Source organism: Streptomyces yokosukanensis (assembly GCF_001514035.1).
Classification (GTDB): domain Bacteria; phylum Actinomycetota; class Actinomycetes; order Streptomycetales; family Streptomycetaceae; genus Streptomyces; species Streptomyces yokosukanensis.
This window is the reverse complement of sequence record NZ_KQ948211.1, coordinates 341,163-363,976: the sequence shown is the minus strand read 5'-3', so window position 1 is coordinate 363,976 and position 22,814 is coordinate 341,163. Positions and strand designations below refer to the sequence as shown.

Below are 22,814 nucleotides of genomic sequence, written 5' to 3'. Positions count from 1 at the left end.
CATGGCACCGCCCACCGAGACCCTGACCGCCGAGCGCATCCTCGAAGCGACCGAGGAGGTGCTGCGCCGCCACGGCCCGGCCAAGGCCACCGTGGTCGACGTGGCCCGTGCGCTCGGCGTCAGCCATGGCAGTGTCTACCGGCACTTCCGCACCAAGGCGGCGCTGCGCGAGGCGGTCACCAAACGGTGGCTGGACCGCACGGCGCAGAAGCTGGCCGTCATCGTCGCCGGCGACGGCGCCCCCGAGGAACTGCTGCGGGCCTGGCTCGCGGCCCTGTTCGAGGCCAAGCGGCACAAGGCGGGCGACGATCCCGAACTCTTCGCCACCTACACGGTGCTGACCGACGAGAACGGCACGGTGGTCGGCGAGCACATCGCCGACCTGACCGGACAGCTGACCCGGATCATCACGGCAGGGGCCGGGTCGGGCACCTTCTCGGTGTCCGACCCGGCCGCCGCGGCCCGAGCCGTCTTCCAGGCCACCGGCCGCTTCCACGACCCCTGCTACGCCCGGGAGTGGACCGCTCCCGGCGTCGACGAGGAGTTCACGGCCGTCGTGGACCTGCTGATACGGGGTCTCAGCTCACCTTCACCGTGACGGTGGGCGAGACGACCTTGCCGTTCTTGTTCGCGCTCACGACCCGCAGTTTCTCGGTGCCCTTGGTGTTGAGCTTGGCGAGAATCGCGTACGAGTTGTTCTTCTTGACCTTTGTGCTGGCCTTCAGGGCCGTCCACTTGCCGTCCTTCTCGTGCTGGAGGAGCAGTGGGGTGTTGAATTTCAGACCCTTGGTGCGCCCGGCGAGCTTCACCATGTCACCGGCCTTCAGCGAGGTCTTCGCGGCTGTCAGGGTGATCGAGGCCATCCCGGTCGTCGGGCTGGACGAGGACTTGGTCGTGGGGGAGGGGGTGCTACTGGCGGCGAAGGCTCCGGCCGTCCCGCCGGACAGCAGTGCCACGGTCACAACACCGGCGCCCAGCGTACGGCCGTAGCGGTGGCGGAATACCGAGGTCATGTTCGTCTCCTGTCGCTCGATGGACCTTTCCCAGGCTGACCCGGGTTGGCGCGAGCGGCCACTCGAAACCGGTCCAGAACGTGTCCTCGGCGGTGCAAGAGCGCAGGTCAGACACCGAATTCAAAGTCGGGGACCTTCATCGCGACGGTTGCCGGGCCGTCGACGGATCGATCGTCGCCTGATGCTCCTCGGCCAGATGCTCCTCGGCCTTCAGCCACGGCAGGAACTGCGCGCCCCTGCGCCAGCCGCAGGTGTCGCACCGGATCGTGCGCTGCACTCCCGTGCGCTGCACCTGGACGACGTGCTCCCGGCCGTGCCGGTCCCAGCGGCTGACCTTGCTCGTGCTGTTTCCCTGCGGCATGACGCCTCACGCCTCCTCCGGTCCGGCACACCCGGACCGGGACAGGAGTGTGCAGCAAGACGAACATCAACAGGGGGAGCTTCACATGGAGTTGTCCAAGCCGTGGCCTCGGCTCAGCGGACCTGGCGGGGCAGCCGCAGGCTGAGCAGGCCGGTCAGCACGATCCCCGCCAACTGCACCAGCAGCGTGGTGACCAGCGCGTCCCGCATGCCGAGGCGTGGCACGAGGGTGAGGAACAGGGTGCCGAGCGTGGCCACGCCCAGGGCGAGCGCCGACTGCTGGGTGGTCACCATCACACCGCTGCCGACTCCGGCGCGGGCGGGCGGCACCTCGGACATCACGAGCCGCAGGACATTGGGCAGTTGGAGCGCCTGCCCGGCGCCGGCGACGGCAGCGCCCGGCAGCAGCGAGCCGATGTCCAGATGCGGCCAGTCCCGCCAGGCGGCCAGCACGATCAGCAGGATGCCCACGGCCTGGATCACCGAGCCCGCGGTGACGACCCGGGTGCCGAACCGGGCGATCAGCCGGGGACCGGCGAGGGAGGTGAACAGGAACGTCACGGCCATCGGCGCGAGCGCGAGCCCGGCCGGCACCGGACCGAGTCCGGCGCCCTGTTGCAGCGCCAGCGCGATCACGAACATGAACCCGCTGAAGCCGATCGAGAACGGCACCATCAGCACCAGACCGCGCCGCAGCGAGGCCAGAGCCAGCAGGCTCGGCGGCACCAGCGGGGTCCGCCCCGCCCGGTCGGCCTGCCGCTCCACGACCCAGAACGCTCCGGCGGCGAACGGGAACGCGGCCAGCGACAGCCATGTCCACAGCGGCCAGCCCGTGGCCCGTCCCTCGGTGAGCGGGGCGAGCAGCGTCAGCAGCGACACCGCGAGCAGGACCGTGCCGGGCCCGTCGACGGGCTCGGGATGCTGGGAGCGGGTCTCGGGCACGACGCGCACGGCGAGGACCAACCCGACCACGACGACAGGGACGTTGACGAGGAACACCGACCGCCAGCCGGTCCCCGCGACATCGGCGGCCACGAGCACCCCGCCGAGTATCTGCCCGGCCACCATGGACAGTCCGGCCGTGGCGCCGTACAGGCTCATGGCCTTCGCGCGGCGGGCGCCGTGCGTCGCGGACTGGATGGTGGCGAGCACCTGCGGCAGCATCGCGGCGGCCGAGGCGCCCTGCGCGACCCGCGCCGCGACCAGGCTCCAGGCATCGGGTGCCAGCCCGCAGGCCAGTGAGGTCAGCCCGAACGCGGCCATTCCGCCGAGGAACAGCCGGCGGCGGCCGAACAGGTCCCCGAGCCGCCCGCCGAGCACCAGCAGCACGGCGTACGCGACGCCGTACCCGGCCACGACCAGCTCCAGCACGGCCTCGCCCGCATGGAGATCGGCGCCGATGGTCGGCAGGGCGACGTTGACGATGAAGAAGTCGATCAGCGGCAGTGCCGCCGCCAGCAGAACGGTGAACAGCCCGATCCCGCCGAGCGCGGGCGGCGCGGCCGTCGTGGGGACGGCCCGGGTGGTGACGGTCTCACTCATGCCCTAGAGCCTGCGCCGTCCGTCAGAGGGGTACCAGAGTTTCCTGATCCTGGTAGAAGCAGTACCCGGCAACAGGATGAGAGGGCGGCGGCGCCGCGCGGGTCTTCAGCGGGACCGCCCCGGCCTTCGCCGGATCGCAGCGGCGAGCAGAAGGCCGCCGCCCAGCACACCGGTGCCCGCGACGAGCCCCCACTGAGGGTGGGACGTGAGACCGCGCCGGACCTCGTCGGCGACTGACGGCTCTTCAGCTGTCCAGAACCGCTTCACCCTGACGTCGCGCCCGCCGTGGCTCACCACGCGTGCGGTGGTGGAGCCCGGCCGGGCCTGCGCGCGGAGCCGGGCCTTTCCGTGGTACTGGCGTCCGGACCAGGAGAGCCGAACCGGCTGCTCGAACGCGCGCGAGGACACCTCGACCACGTCGGTGGACGTGTTCCACTCGTCCAGCCACCACACGTCCACCTCGCTGCCCGGCTTTCCGACGTCGACGGAGAGCGAGGCCGACGGCGCGCTCCGGTCGGGCGGCGAGTCGTCGGCCGCGGCGGTCGCGGTCGCCGCCGGGGCGAGGACGAGGCCGCAGGCGAGCACTGCAGAACGGATGGCGCGAGGCACCTGGTGTCCCTTCCGGACGACGTCGTATTGCCTTCACTTTATCCATTCATTCATGAGCCTTTACGGTGGTTGAGGCGGGTGGCGGAGCGCCCTGATCCTGGTGGTGGAACCACCTGGCAACAGGATGAGGAGGAAGGCACCCTGGACCCATGACGACGACCACCGCCCAAGGCGCCGCCCCGCGGCCGGCCCGGGGCGCGGAGATCCGGCGACACGAGCTGGCCGCGTTCCTGCGCAGCCGCCGCGAGCGCATCAGCCCCGAGCAGGTGGGCCTGGTGCGCGGGGCCCGGCGCCGTACACCCGGACTGCGCCGCGAGGAGGTCGCGCAGCTCTCCGCGGTCGGCGTCACCTGGTACACCTGGCTCGAACAGGCCCGTGACATCCAGGTCTCCGTCCAGGTCCTGGACGCCCTCGCCCGCACCCTGATGCTCGACACCAGCGAACGCGCCCACCTGTTCCAGCTGGCCGGCGCCACCGATCCGACGCCCGCGGCGAGTTGCACGAGCGTCACCCCGGCCCTGCGCGCGATGCTGAGCCAGCTGGAGCCGATCCCGGCCTGCATCCAGAACAGCCGGTACGACATCCTCGCCTACAACCGCACCTACAGCCGCCTCCTGTGCGATCTGGACGCGGTGCCGGCGGAGGACCGCAACTGCATGCTCCTCGTGTACACGTACAAGGAGTGGCAGGACTCGGTCGTCCATCTGGAGGAGACCCAGCGCCTGATGGCCGCCCGGCTGCGCGCCTCGCTGGCCGGCCATCTCGGCGAGCCGGCCTGGAAGATGCTTCTGAAGCGGCTGGAGGCGGAGTCCCCCGAGTTCCGCGAGAACTGGGAGCGGTACGAGGTGGTCGGCAGCCGCTCCAAGACCAAGGAGTTCCGCAACGCCCATGTGGGCCACCTCAAGCTGGAGCACACCGATCTGTGGCTGGGCCCGGAGCAGGGCGCTCGCATGGTGACGTACATCCCCGCGGACGAGGAGTCCCGCGAGCGGCTCGAGCGACTGCACGGCCTCGCGCTCGCGCTGAGCTTCGTCTGAGTCCGCGGCGGCCGAGGGAACGTCCCTGGTGGAGGCTGCATCTACTTGTCTGCGGAGGCAGGGTGCCTCGCCACGGGGGGGATGTGCGGATGACGCGGCGGACGGCGAAGGCGAGGAAGGCGGCGGTTCTCGTGCTCGGCCTCGCGGTGCTGGCGGGACTGGCCGCCTGCGGTTCGGGTCACGGCGACAGCGACAGCCGAGGCCGCGCCCGCGCCGCCGCCTGCGGGTCACCGCAACTGCGCTGGAAGTGGACGCCGACGGCCGACCGGCGCCCGGGTGCGCCGGCGGCCCAGCTCAGCGCCACGAACAAGAGGTCACAGCCCTGCACCCTCGACGGCTATCCGCAGGTCAAGGTCTGGGTGGGCAAGGCGCAGGACGTGTATTCGGAGCCGAGGAAGAACGCGAAGCCGGTCCGGCTGGTGCTGGATCCGGGCCGTACGGTCGACTTCCCGCTCTTCTACGAGGCGCAGGACGTCCCGCGCGGCAGCTGCTGGATCGCGGGCGACTACGACGCGTCCAGCGACGTGGTGCCGCCCCACCCCGCCAAGCGCGACTACGGTTCCTTCGTCCACCCGACCGATGCGAAGGGTCACCGCCTGCCCACCCAGGTGTGCAGCGACACCATCCGCCTGGACCCGCCTCGCCTGCGCTAGGGCCTGTCCGGCGGACAGGCCCTAGCCCGCCCGCCCGGCTCCCACCGCCCGGCGCACCTCCGGTGAGTGCAGGGTCTCGGCCGTGCGGTCCGCGGTGCGGCGGGCCCAGCGGCCGGTGGTGAGCAGGCCGAGGACGAGGACGGCCAGGCCGCAGACGGTGAGGATCCACCAGCCGGGGCGGGCCGCCGCGGTGAAGGTGCCGCGGTAGGCGGAGGAGTCGATGCCGGAGGCGAGGACCGCGCCGATCACCGCGACGCCGAGGGTCTGGCCCAGCTGCCTGCTCGTGGAGGCGACCGCGGCGGCGACGCCGGCCTGGGTGCGGGGCATGCCGGAGACGGCCGTGTTGGTGATCGGCGCGTTCACGAAGCCGAAGCCGATGCCGAAGAGCACGTAGCCGACCAGGCGGGTGGCGTCCGACGTCTGCGCCCCGAAGGCCGCGAAGAGGACACCGCTCGCCGTCATCGCCGTACCGGCCACCAAAAGCGGGAGACGGGAGCCGCGGCTGCCGACCAGCCGGCCGGACAGGGGCGCGCACAGGAAGGTCGGCGCGGCCATCGGCAGCATCCACAGGCCCGCGTGCAGGGCGTCGAGACCGCGGACGTTCTGCAGATACAGCGTGGACAGGAAGAGGAAGCCGCCCAGCGCCGCGAACGCGCTGATCGCGATCACGGTGGCACCGCTGAACGGAGCCGAGCGGAAGAAGCGCAGGTCGATGAGGGGTTCGGCGCGGCGGGGCTCGTACCACAGGAGGGCCAGGAGCGCGGCGAGGGCGATCGCGGCGAAGGGGGCCACCGCGGCCGGGCCCGCCTCCGGGGCCTCGATGATCGCGTACGTCAGCGAGCCGAACAGGGCGATGACCAGGATCTGGCCGACCGGGTCCGGGCGGCGTGCCTTCGGCGCCCGGGACTCGGGGACGAAGCGGAGGGTGAGCAGGAGCGCCGCGAGGCCGACCGGGAGGTTGATCCAGAAGATCGAGCGCCAGCTCACCGACTGCACCAGCAGACCGCCGACGAGCGGGCCCGCCGCCATGGATATGCCGACCACCGCGCCCCACACGCCGATGGCACGGGCCCGCTCCCGGGCGTCGGGGAAGGTGTTGGTGATGATCGACATGGCGACCGGATTGAGCATCGAGCCGCCGATCGCCTGCACCATGCGGAACACGATCAGCAGGGACAGGCTGGGCGCGAGCGAGCACAGCAGCGAGCCGACGGAGAAGACCACCAGACCGGCCATGAAGACCCGCTTGCGGCCGATGCGGTCGGCCGTGGAGCCCGCGAGCATCAGCAGCGAGGCGAGCACCAGCGTGTAGGCGTCGATCGTCCACTGCAGGCCGGAGGTGGTGGCACGCAGATCGCGTTGCATGGACGGCAGTGCCACGTTCAGCACGGTGTTGTCCAGGCTGACGATCAGCAGGCTCATGCAGCAGATCGCGAGCACGAGCAGGCGGCGACGGTGGCTCGAGTCGGGCATGCATGTCAGCCTACGCCCACTTCGATAGTGTGTCTAACTAATGATGCTCCTAAATAGTGTGCGTTACACGATCTTGGCGGGGGTCCAGCGCCCCGAACGGGTGACGGGACGGGCGACGCGCGGAGTGAGGGACAATGGTTGCTCGCCTTGTGCTGTATCCGCCGTACGCCCGCCCCGGAGCCGTCTGATGACCCACCCGCTCTCCATCGGCCCGCACGCCGTGACTCCGCCCGTCGTGCTCGCACCCATGGCGGGGATCACCAACGCGCCCTTCCGCACCCTGTGCAGGGAGTTCAGCGGCGGCAAGGGCCTGTTCGTGAGCGAGATGATCACGACCCGGGCGCTGGTCGAGCGGAACGAGAAGACCATGCAGCTGATCAGGTTCGACGCGAGCGAGCAGCCGCGGTCGATCCAGCTGTACGGCGTCGACCCGGCGACCGTCGGCAAGGCCGTCCGCATGATCGCGGAGGAGGACCTCGCCGACCACATCGACCTGAACTTCGGCTGCCCGGTCCCGAAGGTGACCCGGAAGGGCGGCGGATCCGCGCTGCCGTACAAGCGCAACCTGCTGCGGGCGATCCTGCGCGAGGCCGTCTCCGGCGCCGGCGACCTGCCGGTGACCATGAAGATGCGCAAGGGCATCGACGACGATCACATCACCTACCTCGACGCCGGCCGCATCGCCGTCGAGGAGGGCGTCACCGCCATCGCCCTGCACGGCCGCACGGCCGCCCAGCACTACGGCGGCACCGCCGACTGGGACGCCGTCGCACGTCTGAAGGAGCACGTCCCGGAGATCCCCGTCCTCGGCAACGGCGACATCTGGTCGGCCGAGGACGCGCTGCGGATGGTGCGGGAGACCGGCTGCGACGGAGTGGTCGTGGGGCGCGGGTGCCTGGGGCGGCCCTGGCTGTTCGCGGACCTGGTCGCGGCCTTCGAGGGGCGGACGGATGCCGTCGCGCGGCCGGCGCTCGGCGAGGTGGCCGACGTCATGGTCCGGCACGCCGGCCTGCTCGGCGAGTGGATCGGCGACGAGTCCAAGGGCGTCGTGGACTTCCGCAAGCACGTCGCCTGGTACCTCAAGGGTTTCGCGGTCGGCTCCGAGATGCGCAAGCGGCTCGCGATCACCTCCTCGCTGGCGGAACTCCGCGCCGGCCTGGACGAGCTGGACCTCGACCAGCCCTGGCCGCTCGGCGCCGACGGGCCCCGCGGGCGTACGTCCGGCAACAACCGGGTGGTGCTGCCGGACGGCTGGCTGAAGGACCCGTACGACTGCGCGGGCGTCGGTGAGGACGCCGAGCTGGACACCTCGGGCGGCTGATCAGCCCTTCTTCGGGTGCGGGGTCGAGCCGTACGCGGCGAGGAACCGGTCCCGGAACGCGCTCATCTTCCACACCGGCGCGTTGTGGGCGGGGCGCAGGCCGTCCGTCCAGCCCCAGCCGTCGACCTTGTCGAGGACCTTCGGATCCTTGGCGACGATCGAGATCGGCACGTCACGGCTGGCGTGGTTGCCGCTGACCCGGGCGATCGGCTGATGGTCGCCGAGGAAGACCAGGACCGTGTCCTTGGTGCCGTAGCGCGTCAGCCACTCGGTCAGGGCCGTCACCGAGTACTGGATCGTCTTGCCGTACTCCTGGCGGGACTTGGCCGTGTCGGCGATGACGTCGGCCGGGTTGTTGCCCGCCGCCTGGATGCCCTTGAAGATCGAGCCGTCGCCCAGCTGGTCCCAGCCGACCATCTTCGGGATCGGCGCCCAGGGCTGATGGCTGGAGGTGAGGATGAGCAGCGACATCCGCGCCTTTCCGGCGGCGGGCTTCTTGCTGTGCACCCGGTCCTGGTACTGCTGCAGCGCATACTGGTCGGGCATGGTCGACCAGCTGAACTTCGGCCCCTTGTAGCCGAGTTGGAAGGCGTTGTAGACCTTGTCGAGGCCGTACCACTTCTGCTCCGGCCACCCCTTCTGCACGCCCGGCATCACGCCGACCGTGTCGAACGCGCCGGTCTTCTTGAAGGCGTCCGTCAGGCTCATGTGGTCGCTCGCCATGACCGTGCGGTAGCGCTGCTGGTTGTTGATCCACAGGCCCGACATGGTGGTGGAGTGGCCGAGCCAGCTGCTGCCGCCGTACGTCGCCGAGGTCAGCCAGCCGCTCTTGGCGTGGAAGCCCGCCGCGGCCAGCGCCTTGGTGCGGGTGTCGAGGGTCCGGTCCACGCCGGGCGCCATGATCGGATCCTCGACCGCGCTACGGCCGTAGCTCTCGATGAACGTGAAGATCATGTCCTTGCCGCGCAGATCCGGGACCAGCTGGCTGCCCGGGGTGTTCCCGAAGGCGTCCACCTTGGCCACCTTCTGGAACTCCGCCTCGTCGCGCAGGGTGTTCCGCGCCTGCCGCACCTGCCACTTCAGCGCGGTGGCGGTGCGGTCGACGGCGAGCGGCACGCCGGACATCTGCAGGCCGAGGGAGGAGCAGGTGATCCAGACGACGCCGGCGATCAGCGTGCCCCGGGTCGCGGTGCCCGGGTGCCGGGCGAGCAGATTGGCGAGCCGGACGGTCGACAGCGTCAGCAGCACGAACAGCAGCAGCACGAGGACGAGCACACCCACCGTGGCGGCGAGCGTGGCCGTGCCGCCCAGTGAGTCCTTCAGGTACGACTGGGCGTCGCCGAGCAGGCTCCAGTCGAGGACGGGGTTGAAGCCGCGGCCCAGGTACTGGTTGAAGCCCATGTCGAGCAGGTTCAGCACGGTCAGCGCGGCCAGCGCGACCCCCGACACCACCGCCAGCGCCACCCGCGGCCGGCGCGGCAGCGCGATCATCACGGCGGCCCCGATCACGCCTTCCGCGGGTATCCGCACAAAGGTCGCGGGGCCCAGCCGGACCACGGAGTTCGGCATCACGAGCGCGACGACGACAAGGGCGGCGGCGAGCACCGTGACCGTGACGGACAGCGCGCGGGCGGCCGAGGGATGCCGCTCCCGCCAGCGCCGCGGACACGTCCGCAAGGCGGTCCAGGACCGGCGGAGCCAGGCGCTCCACGGGCGCCGGGACGGGGGTGGCACGGGTGAGGCGGCGGGGGACGACGATTCCTCCGGCACGGCCTCCTCGGCTGCCTCTGCGGCTGATGCGTGCGTGCTCGTGTCCTGAGACAACCCGGCGTCCTTCCTGCGAGTCCCGTGACGCCGTCTCGTACGGCCGCCCCCCGACCCCTGTTCACCGGCGCAGGGCAAACACCTGGCAAACGGTCACCGCACCGGGCCAGGGGCGCGGGGAACTGCGCGACCAGCCCCCACGCACCCGCAGCGGACAACGGCGCTACACACCACCCACCCCCGTCAGCAAAGCAAGTGGCACCGCGGCCGAGCGGGACTCCCGCACACACGCATGCGGATAGGGGACCGGCTCCGGATGCGTGTCCCTGCCGTACCCCGCCAGCACCTCCGGCAGGCGGTGCCCCGCGACCGTCGCCGCGTCGATCAGCGCATGCGCGACCGTACGGGCCTCGTCGTGCAGCCCGTACCGCGCGAGCCCCAGCGTGATCAGCGCGTTGTCGTGCGGCCACACCGAACCCCGGTGATACGAGAGGGGGTGGTACGCCGCCTGTCCCGCGGCCAGCGTCCGTACGCCCCAGCCGGAGAAGAAGTCGGGCTCCAGCAACCGCCGGCCCACCAGCTCGCCGTACTCCTTGTCCAGCAGCCCGGACCACAGCAGATGCCCGGCGTCGGAGGCGAGCGCGTCGATCTGGCGGCCCTCGCCGTCCAGCGCGAGCGCCGGGAAGGAGCGCTCCCGCATCCAGAAGTCCCGCTGGAACCGGTCCCGCAGATCGGCCGCCGCCTGCTCCAGCAGCGCCGCGTACGTCTCGTCGCCCCACACCGTGCGGGCCAGCCACGTCGTGCGGCGCAGCGCGTCGTACGCGTAGCCCTGCGCGCCCGCCGCCATGACCGCGCCGGTGGGCCGGGTGCCGTCGGCGCAGCAGATCGCGCCGGGGGAGTCCTTCCAGTTCTGGTTGGCGAGGCCGCCCTCGTCGGCGCGGTAGACGAGGTAGCCGCGCGAGGTCAGCCCGCCGTGGTCCAGCATCCAGCCGACGGCGGCACGCGCGTGCCGCTCCAGGCGCCGGGCGGGCCCGGTGTCCCCGGTCCGCTCGACGTACGCGCCGAGCAGGATCAGGAACAGCGGGGTCGCGTCGACCGAGCCGTAGTACCGCCCGAACGGCACCTGCCCGAAGTGCGCCAGCTCGCCGTGCCGTACCTCGTGCACGATCTTGCCGGGCTGGGCGACCGGGGACAGGCCGGTGGCGGTGGCCTGGGTCGCGGCGAGCGCGGGGAGCGTGGCGGCGGCCAGTTCCGGGCGGTACGGCAGCGCGAACAAAGAGGTGAGCAGGGCGTCGCGGGCGAGGAGGGCGAGGAACCAGGGGGCGCCGCCGGCCGGGACGCGCAGTTCCTCGCCGTCGACTCCGGTGGCCGGCACCTGGAGCGCGGCCAGGTCGGCGAGGCCCCGGGCGCAGGCGGCCGCCAGATCCGGCCAGCCGGTCGGGAAGGCCACGCCCTCCACGAACTCCCCTTCCGCGGTGCGGAGTTGATCGCGCACGGCCGACGGGTCGCGGGGCACGCGCAGGGCGCGATTCTCGCCGTGCGGGCGGGCGATCACCCGGAGCAGCAGCTCGGTCGTGCCGTGCGGGGCCAGGCCGAGCGTCCACACCAGGCGCCGGGCGCCGGTGCCGGTCTCCTCCACGGCGTCGGGAGCGGGATCGGCCGTGATGGTCGTACGAGAGCGCCACTCGGCGCGCCGGTAGGAGAACTCGATGCCGTCGTCGAGGACTTCGCGGGCGCGCACGGCGCCGGGCTTGGCGTAGGTGCGGTGGTCGGAGCGGAGTTCGAACTGGTCGGTGAAGTCCACGTCGGCGGTGATGGCGAGCCGGACCGTGGTCGGCTCCGGACGGTTGCTGGTCACCCGCAGCGACTCCACGAACGAGCTGTCGCCGACCGCCTGCCGGCGGAAGAGGGTGTGCGCGGCGGGCTCCTGCCGGCCTCCGCGCGGGACCAGCACACAGCGTGCCGCGTCACCGTCGGTGACCGGGGTGAGCACCTCGGGCACGGCGCCGTCGACGGTGAGCTGCCAGCGGCTCAGATGCCGGGCGTCCCGTACGAACAAGCCGTCCGGGGAGCTGTTGCCCCGGACTCCACTGATGTCGCCCCGGTCGCCCACGGCGGCGAACGTCGCCCCGTGCACGAGCAGATGATGCCGGTCGGTCATCCCCGGTCTCCTCCTTCGTCCTCTTTGTCGAACGTGCCGGTGGCCGCCTTGGACACGCCCTCACCGGGGCGTTTGGGAAGGTCTTTGTGCGGCTCCTGCCGCTGGTCCCGCCGCAGCTCCTGCCGCAGTTCCTCGTACAGGTCGAGGGCGAGGGCGGCGGTCCAGCCGAAGCCGGTCGCGCCGCAGGGCTCGCCCGTGTGCGGGTCGACGTACTCCGCGAAACCGGTGTCCTCGGCGAGGCGCAGCACGGCCGCGCGCAGCGCGTCGGCCCGCTCCCGCTCGCCGTGCAGGCGCAGGCCCCGCTCCAGCAGCCAGCCGGTGTTGAACCAGGCCGGGCCGCGCCAGTACCGGTGCGGATCGAAGGCCTCCCCGAGGAGGTCGTAGCTCGGCACGAGCAGGGTGCGGTCGCCGAGCCCGAAGTGCGCTCCGCACAGGGTGCGCACGAGCGCGGCGACGACCTCACGCGGCAGACCGGGGAGCAGGAGCGGCACGAGCCCGGAGACACCCCGCTCACGGATCAGCGCGGAGCCGTCGCCCGCGCGGACCGGCTCGGCGTGCAGGTCCCGGCACAGGAACATCTGCGCCGCCGGGTCCCACAGCCGTTCCACCAGCGCCGCCGTCAGCCGTTCGGCGCGGGTGTGCCGGGCGGTGCCGAGCGCGCCCAGCGCCCCGGCGATCCGTGCCAGCGCGTGCTCCGAGGCGATGAACAGGGCGTTGAACGCGGGGTCCTCGACGGCGAACTCCCCGCCTCCGTCGGCGTAGTGGGCGTCCCGGTAGTCCGCGGCCAGGCGCACGTACCGCCCGTAGTCCAGATCCGTCGGCCGGTCCTCGGGTGCCGTGTGGGCGAGGTCGGCGCGGCGGAAGGAACGCGCCGGGGCCGGGGTGATCCGGGCGAGCGGGGCGTCCCAGCAGGGGCTGTTGTCCATGCCCTGCTCCCAGGGGTGGACGACCGAGACCAGCCCCGCGCCGCCCAGGTCCCGGCGGTGCAGCAGATAGCGGTGCCAGGCGGCCAGCCGCGGGTACACCCGGGCCAGGAAGCCGCGCGACCGGGACAGGCCGGGGTCCGCGCAGTGGACGAGCCAGGCCGCGAGCGCGTGCACCGGTGGCTGCACGATGCCCGAGGTCTGTACGGTGCGCGGGGCGCCGGCCGTACGTCCGGCGGTGGAGGAGCGCCAGAAGTCGGGGCTCGGGAAGTAGGCGTCGAGCGGTACGGAGGGGTTGAAGACGATGTGCGGGACGCGTCCGTCGGCCCACTGGGCGGCCAGCAGCGTCTCCAGCTCGGTCTGGGCCCGCCGCGGCGAGACGTGCCGCAGGCCGATCGCGATGAACGCCGAGTCCCAGGACCACTGGTGCGGATACAGGTCCCGGGAGGGGACGGTCGAGCTGCCCGTCCAGTTCGCGTCGAGCACCCGGGCCGCCGTGATGCGCAAAGACGTGCCGGGAACCGGGGGACCGCAGGCGATCCCGCACTCCGTGGGGCGGGCAGTGAGCTGCGTGCTGCGATCCACTCGGGGCTCCCCGAAGACGAAGACACCCGGCCGGGCCGACCGGGTTCGGTTGCGACGACCGTAGAGTTACGTCTATTTAACACGCAAAACTCAATATGTTATGCAGGGTTGGGGAACACAAGGGGGTGCGCATGACCGACCGTCAGGGGAGGCCCGTCAGACGCGGCGGACAGGCCGGCGCCGGAGAGCTGCTCGAACTGGTCCGCAGCGGGCAGGCCGTGACACGCGGTGCGCTCCAGCAGGTCACCGGGCTGTCCCGGGCGACCGTCGGCCAGCGTCTGGAGCGGCTCTTCCGGGCCGGCTGGCTGCGCGAGGGCGCCGGCGGCCCGGTCGGCTCGCCGCTCGGCGGCCGCCCCTCCATCACCCTGGAGTTCGACGACGGCCACGCCGTCGTCCTCGCCGCCGACCTGGACGCCCGGCGCGCCCGCGCAGCCGTCCTCTCGCTGACCGGCGAGATCCTCGCCGAGCACTCGGGAACCCTGGTCGTCGAGGACGGCCCGGACGTGGTGCTCGCCGAACTCGGCCACTGGTTCGACCGGCTGCTGGAGAAGGCCGGGCGCCCGCCGACGGACGTCTGCGGCATCGGGCTCGCCGTGCCCGGCCCGGTCGACACCGGCCTCGGCCAGGTGGTGCAGCCGCCGATGATGCCCGGCTGGGACGGCTACGACATAACGGGCCGCCTCTCGCGCGCCTTCACCGAGCACACCGGCGCGCAAGCGGTGCCGGTCCTGGTGGACAACGACGCCAATCTCATGGCCTACGGCGAACAGCGCGCCGGACACCCCGACTGCACGGCCTTCGTCCTGGTCAAGGTGTCCACGGGCATCGGTGCTGGGGTGGTCGTGGACGGCGCGATCTACCGGGGGATCGACGGCGGCGCCGGCGACATCGGGCACATCCGGGTCGGCGCGGACGCCCTGTGCCGCTGCGGTTCGTACGGCTGTCTCGCCGCCGTGGCGAGCGGGGGTGCCGTGGCCCGGCGGCTCGCGGAGAGCGGGGTGCCGGCCGCCTCCGGCGCGGACGTGGGGGATCTGCTGGCCGCCGGGCATCCCGAGGCGGCGGCGCTGGCCCGGGAAGCCGGACGCCAGGTCGGTGATGTGCTGGCGACGGTCGTGACCCTGCTCAACCCGGGCGTGCTGATGATCGCGGGCGACCTCGCCGGAACGCCCTTCCTCACCGGGGTGCGCGAGCTGCTCTACCAGCGGGCGCTGCCCCGCTCCACCGCCCACCTGGACGTCGTCACCTCACGACTGGGGGAGCGGGCCGCGCTCATCGGAGCGGGGGCGCTGGTCGTGGAACACCTCTACGCGCCGGAGCGGGTCGAGGAGCGACTGCGGGCGCTGGGTGTGTGACGAGGATGTTTCCGAGTCGCGGAAGCGGTCGGCAGCGGTCCGCGGGGGGTCCGCGGCGGTCCGCATGGTGAAATCCGGCTCGCTGTGGCAGCGTGATTCTCGCCACCCTTGATAAGGGATGCGCTCAGATGAGCAGATCATGGGCGACTGCACTTCTCCAAGGGGTGGCACTCGGTGCCACCCCTTGATCGTTCATCGATCGAAATCAGACGTGCCAAGGCATGCTCATCTGAGCGGAATACCCGGCCTTTAGGGGTGTGTGCGTTCAAGAAGTGAAAACATCCGCCTGTCATGGCTTGCCAAGCTTTGACTTTCGATCCGCTGGCGGACGAGTGGTTACAGGCGCATGACGGGCAAGTGGACGTACCCATGTGCCTTCGATCTGGGTATGTTCCTCGCCGTCAGGGCAGCCACCGTGGCCTCAAGGAGTCGAGACCCGTGTCGGAAAACAAAGACCCCCACGCGGTGAAGTTCGTTTACGACTTCACCGAGGGAAACAAGGACCTCAAGGACCTCCTCGGCGGCAAGGGTGCCAACCTCGCCGAGATGACCAAGCTCGGTCTGCCGGTCCCTCCCGGCTTCACCATCACCACCGAGGCCTGCAAGGTCTACCTGGAGAGCGGCGCGGAGCCCGTGGCACTGCGTGACGAGGTGAGTGCGCACCTCGACGCCCTCGAGTCCCGGATGGGCAAGAAGCTCGGCCAGGCCGACAACCCCCTCCTCGTGTCGGTCCGCTCCGGCGCCAAGTTCTCCATGCCCGGCATGATGGACACGGTCCTGAACATCGGCCTGTCGGACAAGTCGGTGCTGGGCCTCGCCCAGCAGGCCGGCGACGACCGCTTCGCCTGGGACTCCTACCGCCGCCTCATCCAGATGTTCGGCAGGACCGTCCTCGGTGTCGACGGCGACCTCTTCGAGGAGGCCCTGGAGGCGGCCAAGCGGGCCAAGAAGGTCACGGTCGACACCGACCTGGAGGCCGCCGACCTGAAGAAGCTCGTCACCACCTTCAAGAAGCTCGTCAAGAAGGAGGCCGGGCGGGACTTCCCGCAGGACCCGCGCGAGCAGATGGACCTCGCCGTCAAGGCGGTCTTCGAGTCGTGGAACGGCGACCGGGCCAAGCTGTACCGCCGCCAGGAGCGCATCCCCGGCGACCTGGGCACGGCCGTCAACATCTGCTCCATGGTCTTCGGCAACCTCGGCCCGGACTCCGGCACCGGCGTCGCCTTCACGCGTGACCCCGCCTCCGGCCACCAGGGCGTCTACGGCGACTACCTGCAGAACGCCCAGGGCGAGGACGTGGTGGCGGGCATCCGCAACACCGTCGCGCTCGCGGAGCTGGAGTCGATCGACAAGAAGTCGTACGACCAGCTGATGCAGATCATGGAGACGCTGGAGAACCACTACAAGGACCTCTGCGACATCGAGTTCACCATCGAGCGCGGTCAGCTGTGGATGCTCCAGACCCGCGTGGGCAAGCGCACGGCGGGCGCGGCCTTCCGGATCGCCACCCAGCTCGTCGACCAGGGCCTGATCGACGAGACCGAGGCCCTCCAGCGCGTCACCGGCGCCCAGCTCGCCCAGCTGATGTTCCCGCGCTTCGACGAGCACGCGAAGGTCGACCAGGTCGGGCGCGGCATCGCCGCATCGCCCGGCGCCGCGGTGGGCAAGGCGGTCTTCGACTCCTACACCGCCGTGAAGTGGTCCCGCTCGGGCGAGAAGGTCATCCTGGTCCGCCGCGAGACGAACCCCGACGACCTCGACGGCATGATCGCGGCCGAGGGCATCCTCACCTCGCGCGGCGGCAAGACCTCCCACGCCGCCGTCGTGGCCCGGGGCATGGGCAAGACGTGCGTGTGCGGCGCGGAGGAACTGGAGGTCGACACCAAGCGGCGGCGGATGACGGTGCCGGGCGGCCATGTCGTCGAGGAAGGCGACCTGATCTCCATCGACGGCTCCTCGGGAAAGGTCTACCTGGGCGAGGTCCCGGTCGTCCCCTCCCCGGTGGTGGAGTACTTCGAGGGCCGGATGCACGCGGGCGCCCACGACGCCGGCGAGTTGGTCGAGGCTGTGCACCGCATCATGGCCTTCGCCGACCGCAAGCGCCGGCTGCGGGTGCGCGCCAACGCGGACAACGCCGAGGACGCCCTGCGCGCCCGCCGCTTCGGCGCCCAGGGCATCGGCCTGTGCCGCACGGAGCACATGTTCCTCGGTGACCGCCGTGAGCTGGTCGAGCGCCTCATCCTGGCCGACACGGAGGCCGAGCGCGAGGAGAGCCTGAAGGCCCTTCTCCCCCTCCAGAAGCAGGACTTCGTCGAGCTGTTCTCGGCGATGGACGGCCTGCCGGTGACGGTCCGTCTCCTGGACCCCCCGCTGCACGAGTTCCTCCCGGACATCACGGAGCTGTCGGTCCGGGTGGCCCTGGCCGAGTCCCGCCAGGAGCCGCACGAGAACGAACTGCGCCTGCTCCAGGCGGTGCACCGCCTGCACGAGCAGAACCCGATGCTGGGCCTGCGCGGCGTACGCCTCGGCCTCGTCATCCCCGGCCTGTTCACGATGCAGGTCCGCGCGATCGCGGAAGCGGCGGCCGAACGCAAGAACGCCAAGGGCGACCCGCGCGCCGAGATCATGATCCCGCTGGTCGGCACGGTCCAGGAGCTGGAGATCGTCCGCGAGGAGGCCGACCAGGTCATCGCGGAGGTCGAGGCGGCGACGGGCACCGAGCTGAAGCTGGCGATCGGCACGATGATCGAGCTGCCGCGAGCGGCCCTCACGGCGGGCCAGATCGCGGAGGCGGCGGAGTTCTTCTCCTTCGGCACGAACGACCTGACGCAGACCGTGTGGGGCTTCAGCCGCGACGACGTCGAGGCGTCCTTCTTCACCGCGTACCTGGAAAAGGGCATCTTCGGCGTCTCCCCCTTCGAGACGATCGACCGGGACGGCGTGGGCTCCCTGGTGAAGCTGGCGGCGGAAGCGGGCCGCCGCACCCGCCCCGACCTCAAGCTCGGCGTCTGCGGCGAGCACGGCGGCGACCCGGAGTCGGTCCACTTCTTCCACGAGGTCGGCCTGGACTACGTCTCCTGCTCCCCGTTCCGCATCCCGGTGGCCCGCCTGGAGGCGGGGCGGGCGGCGACGAACTCGGCGGGCAGCGACCACCGCTGACCCTCCCCGAACGCCGGAGCCGCCGCCCGTCCCCGACCCTCAACCGATGGGCGGCGGCCCCGGACCACGAAAAGGGGGCGGCACCCTGTGCGGGGGTGCCGCCCCTTTTGTCTCCCCCTGACCCTGCGCCGGGCGGCGGGTTTCGGCCTGTGTCCGGTTGCTGATCACCTGATGTGGTGGTCGGTTCCGGACGTAAGGATTCGCCATGTGATCATGACGCTACTTTCTGTGACTACGGCTGCCGGTGGGGCTGCCGGGGACACGGGAGAGATGGCGCATGAAGAGGGCTGTGGTGGGTCTGGTGGCCGCGGGGGTCTTTCTGACGGGGGCGGGGACGGCGTTTGCGTCGTCGTGGCATCGTCTGCCCATGCTGACGGTGAAGGACAGCATGACTTTCGAGGAAGGTCGCTACCGGTTCAACCCGGTTGAGCGGAATCACGGTTCCTTCGAGTGGAGCGGGTATCTGAACGACGTCGACCCCAACGACGATCACAACGGATACATGCAGGTTCGCGTCGAGGGCCACGACTGGAGTCGCTACTACGGCAAGCAGCGCAAGAGGGTGTTCCTGCACCACTCCAACTGGGACGGTGCCCAGCGGTACACGGAGGACGCGTATGTCCGCGTCTGCCTCGACAGGGGAACGCTCCGGCCGGACAACTGCTCCGGACAGCTGCACTACAAGGGACTCGACGGCTGAGTGGGTTCACGATGTTCGAAGTCCTTACTGCTCAGGGAATCCATCTCTCCTATGGCTCGTCGCAGGCTGTGAAGGGAGCAGGCATCGTGCTCCGGCGGGGTGAGATCGCCGCCGTCACGGGTGCCAGTGGATCGGGGAAGTCCTCCCTTCTGTACTGCCTCGCCGGGGTGCTGCCGGTCAGCCAAGGTGAAGTCCGCTTCGAGGGAAGAGTGTTGGGCGACCTGGATGACGGCGAACTGAGTTCATTGCGGCGTGACCGGTTCGGCTTCGTCTTCCAGTACGGTGAGCTCCTGCCCGAACTGACGGTTGAGGAGAATGCGGCGCTGCCCCTCCGGCTTGCCGGGCAGCGCAAAGCGCAGGCGTTCGCTGCCGCCCGGGATGTACTCGGGCGGCTGGGCCTCGCCGATCTGCGGGACCGGCGTCCTTCGCAGGTGTCAGGTGGGCAGAACCAGCGGATCGCCGTGGCTCGTGCACTCGTGCACCAGCCGGCGGTCGTCTTCGCCGACGAGCCGACTGGTTCGCTCGACAGCGTCAACGCAGAAGCGGTGCTTGAGGAGTTCCTCACGCTGGCCCGCTCTCAGCAATCGGCTGTCGTGCTGGTCACGCACGACGCCGATGTCGCGGCCCGGGCGGACACCAGGTACACCATGGTCGACGGCGTCCTCGCTCTGCAGGGGCGGTCGGCACGGTGAGCGAACTCCTCGTGGGGACCAGGCTGTTGTTCGGCAGCGGGCGTGGAAATCGTGTCCGCTTCGCGCTCATGGCAATCGGTGGGTCGATCGGCGTGTGCTGCCTGGCGATCGTGCTCACGATCCCCGGCATCCTCGCAGCGCAGGACGGTCGCGTCGCGGCCCGACAGCCCGTCATTCCACGGAACCTGTCCGCGGCTGAGGGAAGCGCCTTGCCGCTGTCCTTGGAACGGTCCGACCCCTACGGCTCCCGGCCCCTCACTCGCATCTTCATGGCCCGTGGCACCAGGCAGATCCAGCCGCCACCGGGACTGAAAGCCGTTCCGGCACGCGGGGAGGTCTTCGTCTCCCCACGGCTGCACGAACTTCTGCACGCCGAGCCGGGGCTGGCGCAGCGCTTGCCCGGACGGGAGACGGGGCTCATCGGGGCCGAAGGGCTCGCGCGTCCGGAGGAACTGGTCGCCTACGTGGGCATGAGTCGCGGTGATCTCCCGGACGGCACCCCCTTCTCGGGTTTCGGGGAGAAGTGGGCACCGACCGCGACCGTGGAGCCCTCCACACTCGACATTCTGCGATTCACGATGGCCGGCATCGTTCTGCTGCCCCTCGCGGTGTTTCTCTCTGTCTGCGCCCGCCTCTCCGCCGCCGAGCGGGCTCGTAGGCTGGCCGCTCTTCGGTTGTTGGGCATGAGCGCCAAGCAGGTGCAGAGGGTGAACGCCGTCGAGACGGTGGCGGCTGCCGGTGCCGGGGCCCTCCTCGGGCTGGGTGAGTACTGGGTGCTGAACAGAGTCATGTCCCGAGTGGGTCTTCCCGAATTCACGTGGTATTCGAGTGACGGCGCGCTGTCCAGCTCCACGCTCTTGGCGTGTCTGGTGGGGTGTCCGACGCTCGCCTGGTTCGTGGGCCGGGCGAGTGCTCGGAGGGCCGCGGTCAATCCGCTGGCCGTACGCAGGACGGCGATCGAGAGGCGCCCATCCGCCTGGGGCTTCTTCCCTCTGGTCGCGGGGTCGGGCATCGTCGCCGGGTACTGCCTCGCCGGTGCGACCGGACACGCGCCTCGTGACACCGGGCTGTCTTCCCTCCTCGTCCCGTCGGCTGTCGTCCTCATCGGTGTCGGCCTCGTGACGACCCTGCCGACCACGTGTCGTCACATCGCCCGGCGAGTCGCCCGATCCACCCATTCGGTCGCTCTCGGGCTCGCCATGCGGCGCAACGAGGCAGAGCCGGGCGGAGCGCTGCGGGTGGCGGCCGGACTGGTCGTGTTGGTGTTCGCGGCTTCCCTGGCCCAAGGGGTCCTGATCGAGCTGGCCCAGGTCACCAAGAACACATCACCGGTCCAGGACTACGACATGCGCTACACGCAGCTGACCACGGCTCAACGGCACTCTCTGGAACAGCTCCCGGGTGTTCGCGCCCATGTCGTCATCATGGACTCGACGCTCGCCGGCGCGTCCGAGACGGCATGGTCCCCGCGTGTTGTCCTGGCCACCTGTGCACAGCTGCGGAACATCGTGTCGTGGGTCGGTGAGTGCGTCGACCGGCAACCCCTACGGCTGTGGGACGCGAAGTTGGCGCAGGACGCACCGGTCGCTCCCGGTAAGAAGCTCCTTCTCCAGACGGGGGGCGGGCACCGTGACGTCGCGATCTCGGCGCCCGAACGGACGGTCAGATACCGGGAGTTCGATGATGCCCTGATCCTCGGCAGCCAGTCGATCCTCGCTCCACCCTCCGAACTGCCCCCTCAGGCCCGCCCTGACAGCGCCATGCTCAAGCTGATCAGCGCCTCGGACCCGGACACCGTCCGCAAAGTGCTCGACGGTATCGGACACGTCGCTCCGACCATCGATGTGATCCCCCAGGGACTGAACGTCACGGCTCTTCAGCAGATCGCCGTGGTCAAGACCCTGCTCGCCCTCGGCATGGTGCTGGGTGCCGTCATCGGTGTCGCCGCCTACGTGGTCGCCGCCACCGATCGCGCCGTGGAGCGGCGTCCCCAGGTCACCGCTCTGGCGCTGCTCGGTGCCCGCCCCCGCACCCTGAGGGCTGTGCAGGTCACGCAGGTCGTGCTGCCCTTGTCGGTGGGCCTGTTGCTGGCCGTCGTGTTGGGCAAGATGGCCGAGTCCAGCTATCTGGTCACCGGCGGTGGCACGGTGTTCTGGGACGGTACCGGTCTTCCCCTGCTGGTCGTCGGCACCCTGGGTGTCGTGGCCGTGGCCGCGCTGGGGTCACTGCCTCTCGTCGGGCGGCGGATCGATCCGGAGTTGATCCGGCGGGACTGAGAGGCGCGGCGCGCGAGAGGGGCGGCACACCCACCGGAGTGCCGCCCCTCTCGCGTGCCGCGCCCCCTCAAGTCTCTTCTGAGGGAGGAGCCCGGACGGTGCTGGACGCGTCCCCGCCCGGAAGAGCTGTGCGTCAAGCCGTGCGTCAGCGGCGATGCGCCGCTTTGGTGGTTCAGCCACCTTCGCGGCGGGAGCACGGAGTTCGCCCGGTTATTACCCGTCTCTTACGTATGTCTATAGTGGCTGAGCAGTGTCGCCACGGGAGGGGGACATGGTCATGCCGCGATGTCGGCCATCGGTGCCGTCTGTGCAGACCCGCCCGCCCGTAGGCTCCCCGCTCTGCCGCGCCGTGCGCTTCTGACCGGTCGACGGTGCCCATCAGCACACTCTTCACCGCCTCCTCGCCCTTCGGCCGGGGAGCGAGCCGTCGGCGTCGGCGTGCCCATGTGCCCCTGCACCCGCCGCGGTCGCCTCGTGCACCACACCCATGTGAAAGGCCTGACTTCCATGAGACGCCACGACACCTCGAACCGCGGAGCACCCGGCACCACCGCCGGACTCCTCGGCGACACCGCACACGCCCGCGCCGTCCCCGCGCCGGACGCCGCCGTACCGTCTCCTGCCACGGCCACGGCTCCTGCGCCCCGGACCGGCGGATCGAGCGCCAACGGTTGGGAGGTGGACGAGGGCGTCGAGGGGCGGGGGGCGATCCGGATGTTCCCCGTCGCGGGCACCGGGCTGACCGTGGCGCTGCGCCACGGCGATCCGGCCGCCGTACTACTCCATGTGGTCCGGCGTTTCCATCACGAGATCGACGCACTCGGCGGGAGTCACGAGGAGCTGTCCGTCCAGGGCTGGATCCCTCCGGCGCGGGTCCGCGACAGCGGGATGCCGGAGTCCAACCAGGCGTCGGGGACCGCCGTCGCGATCCGCCCGGCGTGGTATCCGCCGGGGCACCGCGACGCCTTCACCCCGGACCAGGTCGCGGTCGTCCGGGACATCCTCGCCGACACGGATGGCGTGGTGCGGTGGGGCGGTGACGACTGGCGCCCCTACGAAGGCCTGTTCTACCTCGCCACCGGCCCGGACGACGGCCGTATCACCCGCGTCGCGGACAGGATCCGCGTCCGGGACGAGAACGAGATCCGGAGCCCCCGCGGCCGATGAGCGGGGACGCCCGCCGGCACCCGTGAA

Annotated in this window: 18 protein-coding genes; 10 read left to right on the top strand and 8 right to left on the bottom strand. The window is 70.9% G+C overall.

Features of this window, described 5'->3' with window-relative positions; translation table 11 throughout:
• Window position 1 precedes the first annotated feature (1 nt).
• Window positions 2–598 (top strand): TetR/AcrR family transcriptional regulator, encoded by a 597-nt coding sequence (locus tag AQI95_RS17175; protein ID WP_067123801.1) that lies wholly within the window; start codon window positions 2–4, stop codon window positions 596–598.
• On the opposite strand, the gene AQI95_RS17170 is transcribed toward AQI95_RS17175, so the two are convergent.
• The 4 genes from AQI95_RS17170 to AQI95_RS17155 all read right to left on the bottom strand — a co-directional run bounded on the left by AQI95_RS17170 (window position 579) and on the right by AQI95_RS17155 (window position 3,524).
• Window positions 579–1,013 carry a hypothetical protein gene (locus AQI95_RS17170; protein WP_067123799.1) on the bottom strand — a complete coding sequence of 145 codons (435 nt, stop codon included), beginning with the start codon at window positions 1,011–1,013 and terminating at the stop codon, window positions 579–581. The two genes, AQI95_RS17175 and AQI95_RS17170, sit on opposite strands and share 20 nt — an antisense overlap.
• 136 nt (window positions 1,014–1,149) lie before the next feature.
• The gene (locus AQI95_RS17165; RefSeq protein WP_067123797.1) at window positions 1,150–1,374 is read right to left on the bottom strand and encodes a hypothetical protein; all 225 of its coding nucleotides are present in this window, start codon (window positions 1,372–1,374) and stop codon (window positions 1,150–1,152) included.
• Between the two features lie 113 nt (window positions 1,375–1,487).
• Window positions 1,488–2,915, bottom strand: coding sequence for an MFS transporter (locus tag AQI95_RS17160; protein WP_067123795.1), 1,428 nt, complete (start codon window positions 2,913–2,915; stop codon window positions 1,488–1,490).
• A gap of 105 nt (window positions 2,916–3,020) precedes the next feature.
• Window positions 3,021–3,524: a hypothetical protein gene (locus AQI95_RS17155; protein WP_159056534.1), complete on the bottom strand. Its 504-nt coding sequence runs from the start codon at window positions 3,522–3,524 to the stop codon at window positions 3,021–3,023.
• 149 nt (window positions 3,525–3,673) lie between these two features.
• On the opposite strand from AQI95_RS17155, the gene AQI95_RS17150 reads away from it, so the two are divergent.
• Together AQI95_RS17150 and AQI95_RS17145 are read left to right on the top strand one after the other, a co-directional pair.
• Window positions 3,674–4,561: a helix-turn-helix transcriptional regulator gene (locus tag AQI95_RS17150; protein WP_067123789.1), complete on the top strand. Its 888-nt coding sequence runs from the start codon at window positions 3,674–3,676 to the stop codon at window positions 4,559–4,561.
• Window positions 4,562–4,650: 89 nt separating this feature from the next.
• Window positions 4,651–5,214: a DUF4232 domain-containing protein gene (locus AQI95_RS17145; RefSeq protein WP_067123787.1), complete on the top strand. Its 564-nt coding sequence runs from the start codon at window positions 4,651–4,653 to the stop codon at window positions 5,212–5,214.
• Window positions 5,215–5,235: 21 nt separating this feature from the next.
• On the opposite strand, the gene AQI95_RS17140 is transcribed toward AQI95_RS17145, so the two are convergent.
• Entirely contained in the window at window positions 5,236–6,687 is a 1,452-nt protein-coding gene (locus AQI95_RS17140; RefSeq protein WP_067123785.1) for an MFS transporter, read from the bottom strand.
• A 187-nt stretch (window positions 6,688–6,874) separates the two neighbouring features.
• Between AQI95_RS17140 and dusB the strand changes: the two genes are divergently transcribed.
• Window positions 6,875–8,008, top strand: a complete 1,134-nt coding sequence (gene dusB / locus AQI95_RS17135) for a tRNA dihydrouridine synthase DusB (protein WP_067123783.1) — start codon at window positions 6,875–6,877, stop codon at window positions 8,006–8,008.
• Here the strand turns inward: dusB and AQI95_RS17130 are convergent, their stop codons facing one another.
• The 3 genes from AQI95_RS17130 to AQI95_RS17120 all read right to left on the bottom strand — a co-directional run bounded on the left by AQI95_RS17130 (window position 8,009) and on the right by AQI95_RS17120 (window position 13,441).
• Window positions 8,009–9,832 carry an alkaline phosphatase family protein gene (locus AQI95_RS17130; RefSeq protein ID WP_425264881.1) on the bottom strand — a complete coding sequence of 608 codons (1,824 nt, stop codon included), beginning with the start codon at window positions 9,830–9,832 and terminating at the stop codon, window positions 8,009–8,011.
• A gap of 163 nt (window positions 9,833–9,995) precedes the next feature.
• Complete coding sequence (locus AQI95_RS17125; RefSeq protein ID WP_067123780.1) at window positions 9,996–11,933, bottom strand: amylo-alpha-1,6-glucosidase; 1,938 nt, start codon at window positions 11,931–11,933, stop codon at window positions 9,996–9,998.
• Window positions 11,930–13,441, bottom strand: coding sequence for an MGH1-like glycoside hydrolase domain-containing protein (locus AQI95_RS17120; protein ID WP_079071297.1), 1,512 nt, complete (start codon window positions 13,439–13,441; stop codon window positions 11,930–11,932). Before AQI95_RS17120 ends, AQI95_RS17125 begins: the two co-directional genes overlap by 4 nt.
• A gap of 131 nt (window positions 13,442–13,572) precedes the next feature.
• Here AQI95_RS17120 and AQI95_RS17115 point away from each other — a divergent pair, with 131 nt between their 5' ends.
• The 6 genes from AQI95_RS17115 to AQI95_RS17090 all read left to right on the top strand — a co-directional run bounded on the left by AQI95_RS17115 (window position 13,573) and on the right by AQI95_RS17090 (window position 22,787).
• On the top strand, window positions 13,573–14,793 hold the full coding sequence (locus AQI95_RS17115) for an ROK family protein (RefSeq protein ID WP_208614197.1): 1,221 nt from the start codon (window positions 13,573–13,575) through the stop codon (window positions 14,791–14,793).
• Between the two features lie 438 nt (window positions 14,794–15,231).
• Complete coding sequence (gene ppdK, locus AQI95_RS17110) at window positions 15,232–17,952, top strand: pyruvate, phosphate dikinase (RefSeq protein ID WP_067123776.1); 2,721 nt, start codon at window positions 15,232–15,234, stop codon at window positions 17,950–17,952.
• 388 nt (window positions 17,953–18,340) lie between these two features.
• On the top strand, window positions 18,341–18,652 hold the full coding sequence (locus AQI95_RS49005; protein WP_244188760.1) for a hypothetical protein: 312 nt from the start codon (window positions 18,341–18,343) through the stop codon (window positions 18,650–18,652).
• Between the two features lie 11 nt (window positions 18,653–18,663).
• Complete coding sequence (locus AQI95_RS17100) at window positions 18,664–19,344, top strand: ABC transporter ATP-binding protein (RefSeq protein WP_067123774.1); 681 nt, start codon at window positions 18,664–18,666, stop codon at window positions 19,342–19,344.
• Window positions 19,345–19,553: 209 nt separating this feature from the next.
• Window positions 19,554–21,620 (top strand): FtsX-like permease family protein, encoded by a 2,067-nt coding sequence (locus tag AQI95_RS17095; RefSeq protein WP_341849468.1) that lies wholly within the window; start codon window positions 19,554–19,556, stop codon window positions 21,618–21,620.
• A 507-nt stretch (window positions 21,621–22,127) separates the two neighbouring features.
• Window positions 22,128–22,787 (top strand): hypothetical protein, encoded by a 660-nt coding sequence (locus AQI95_RS17090; RefSeq protein ID WP_067123770.1) that lies wholly within the window; start codon window positions 22,128–22,130, stop codon window positions 22,785–22,787.
• Window positions 22,788–22,814: the final 27 nt, after the last annotated feature.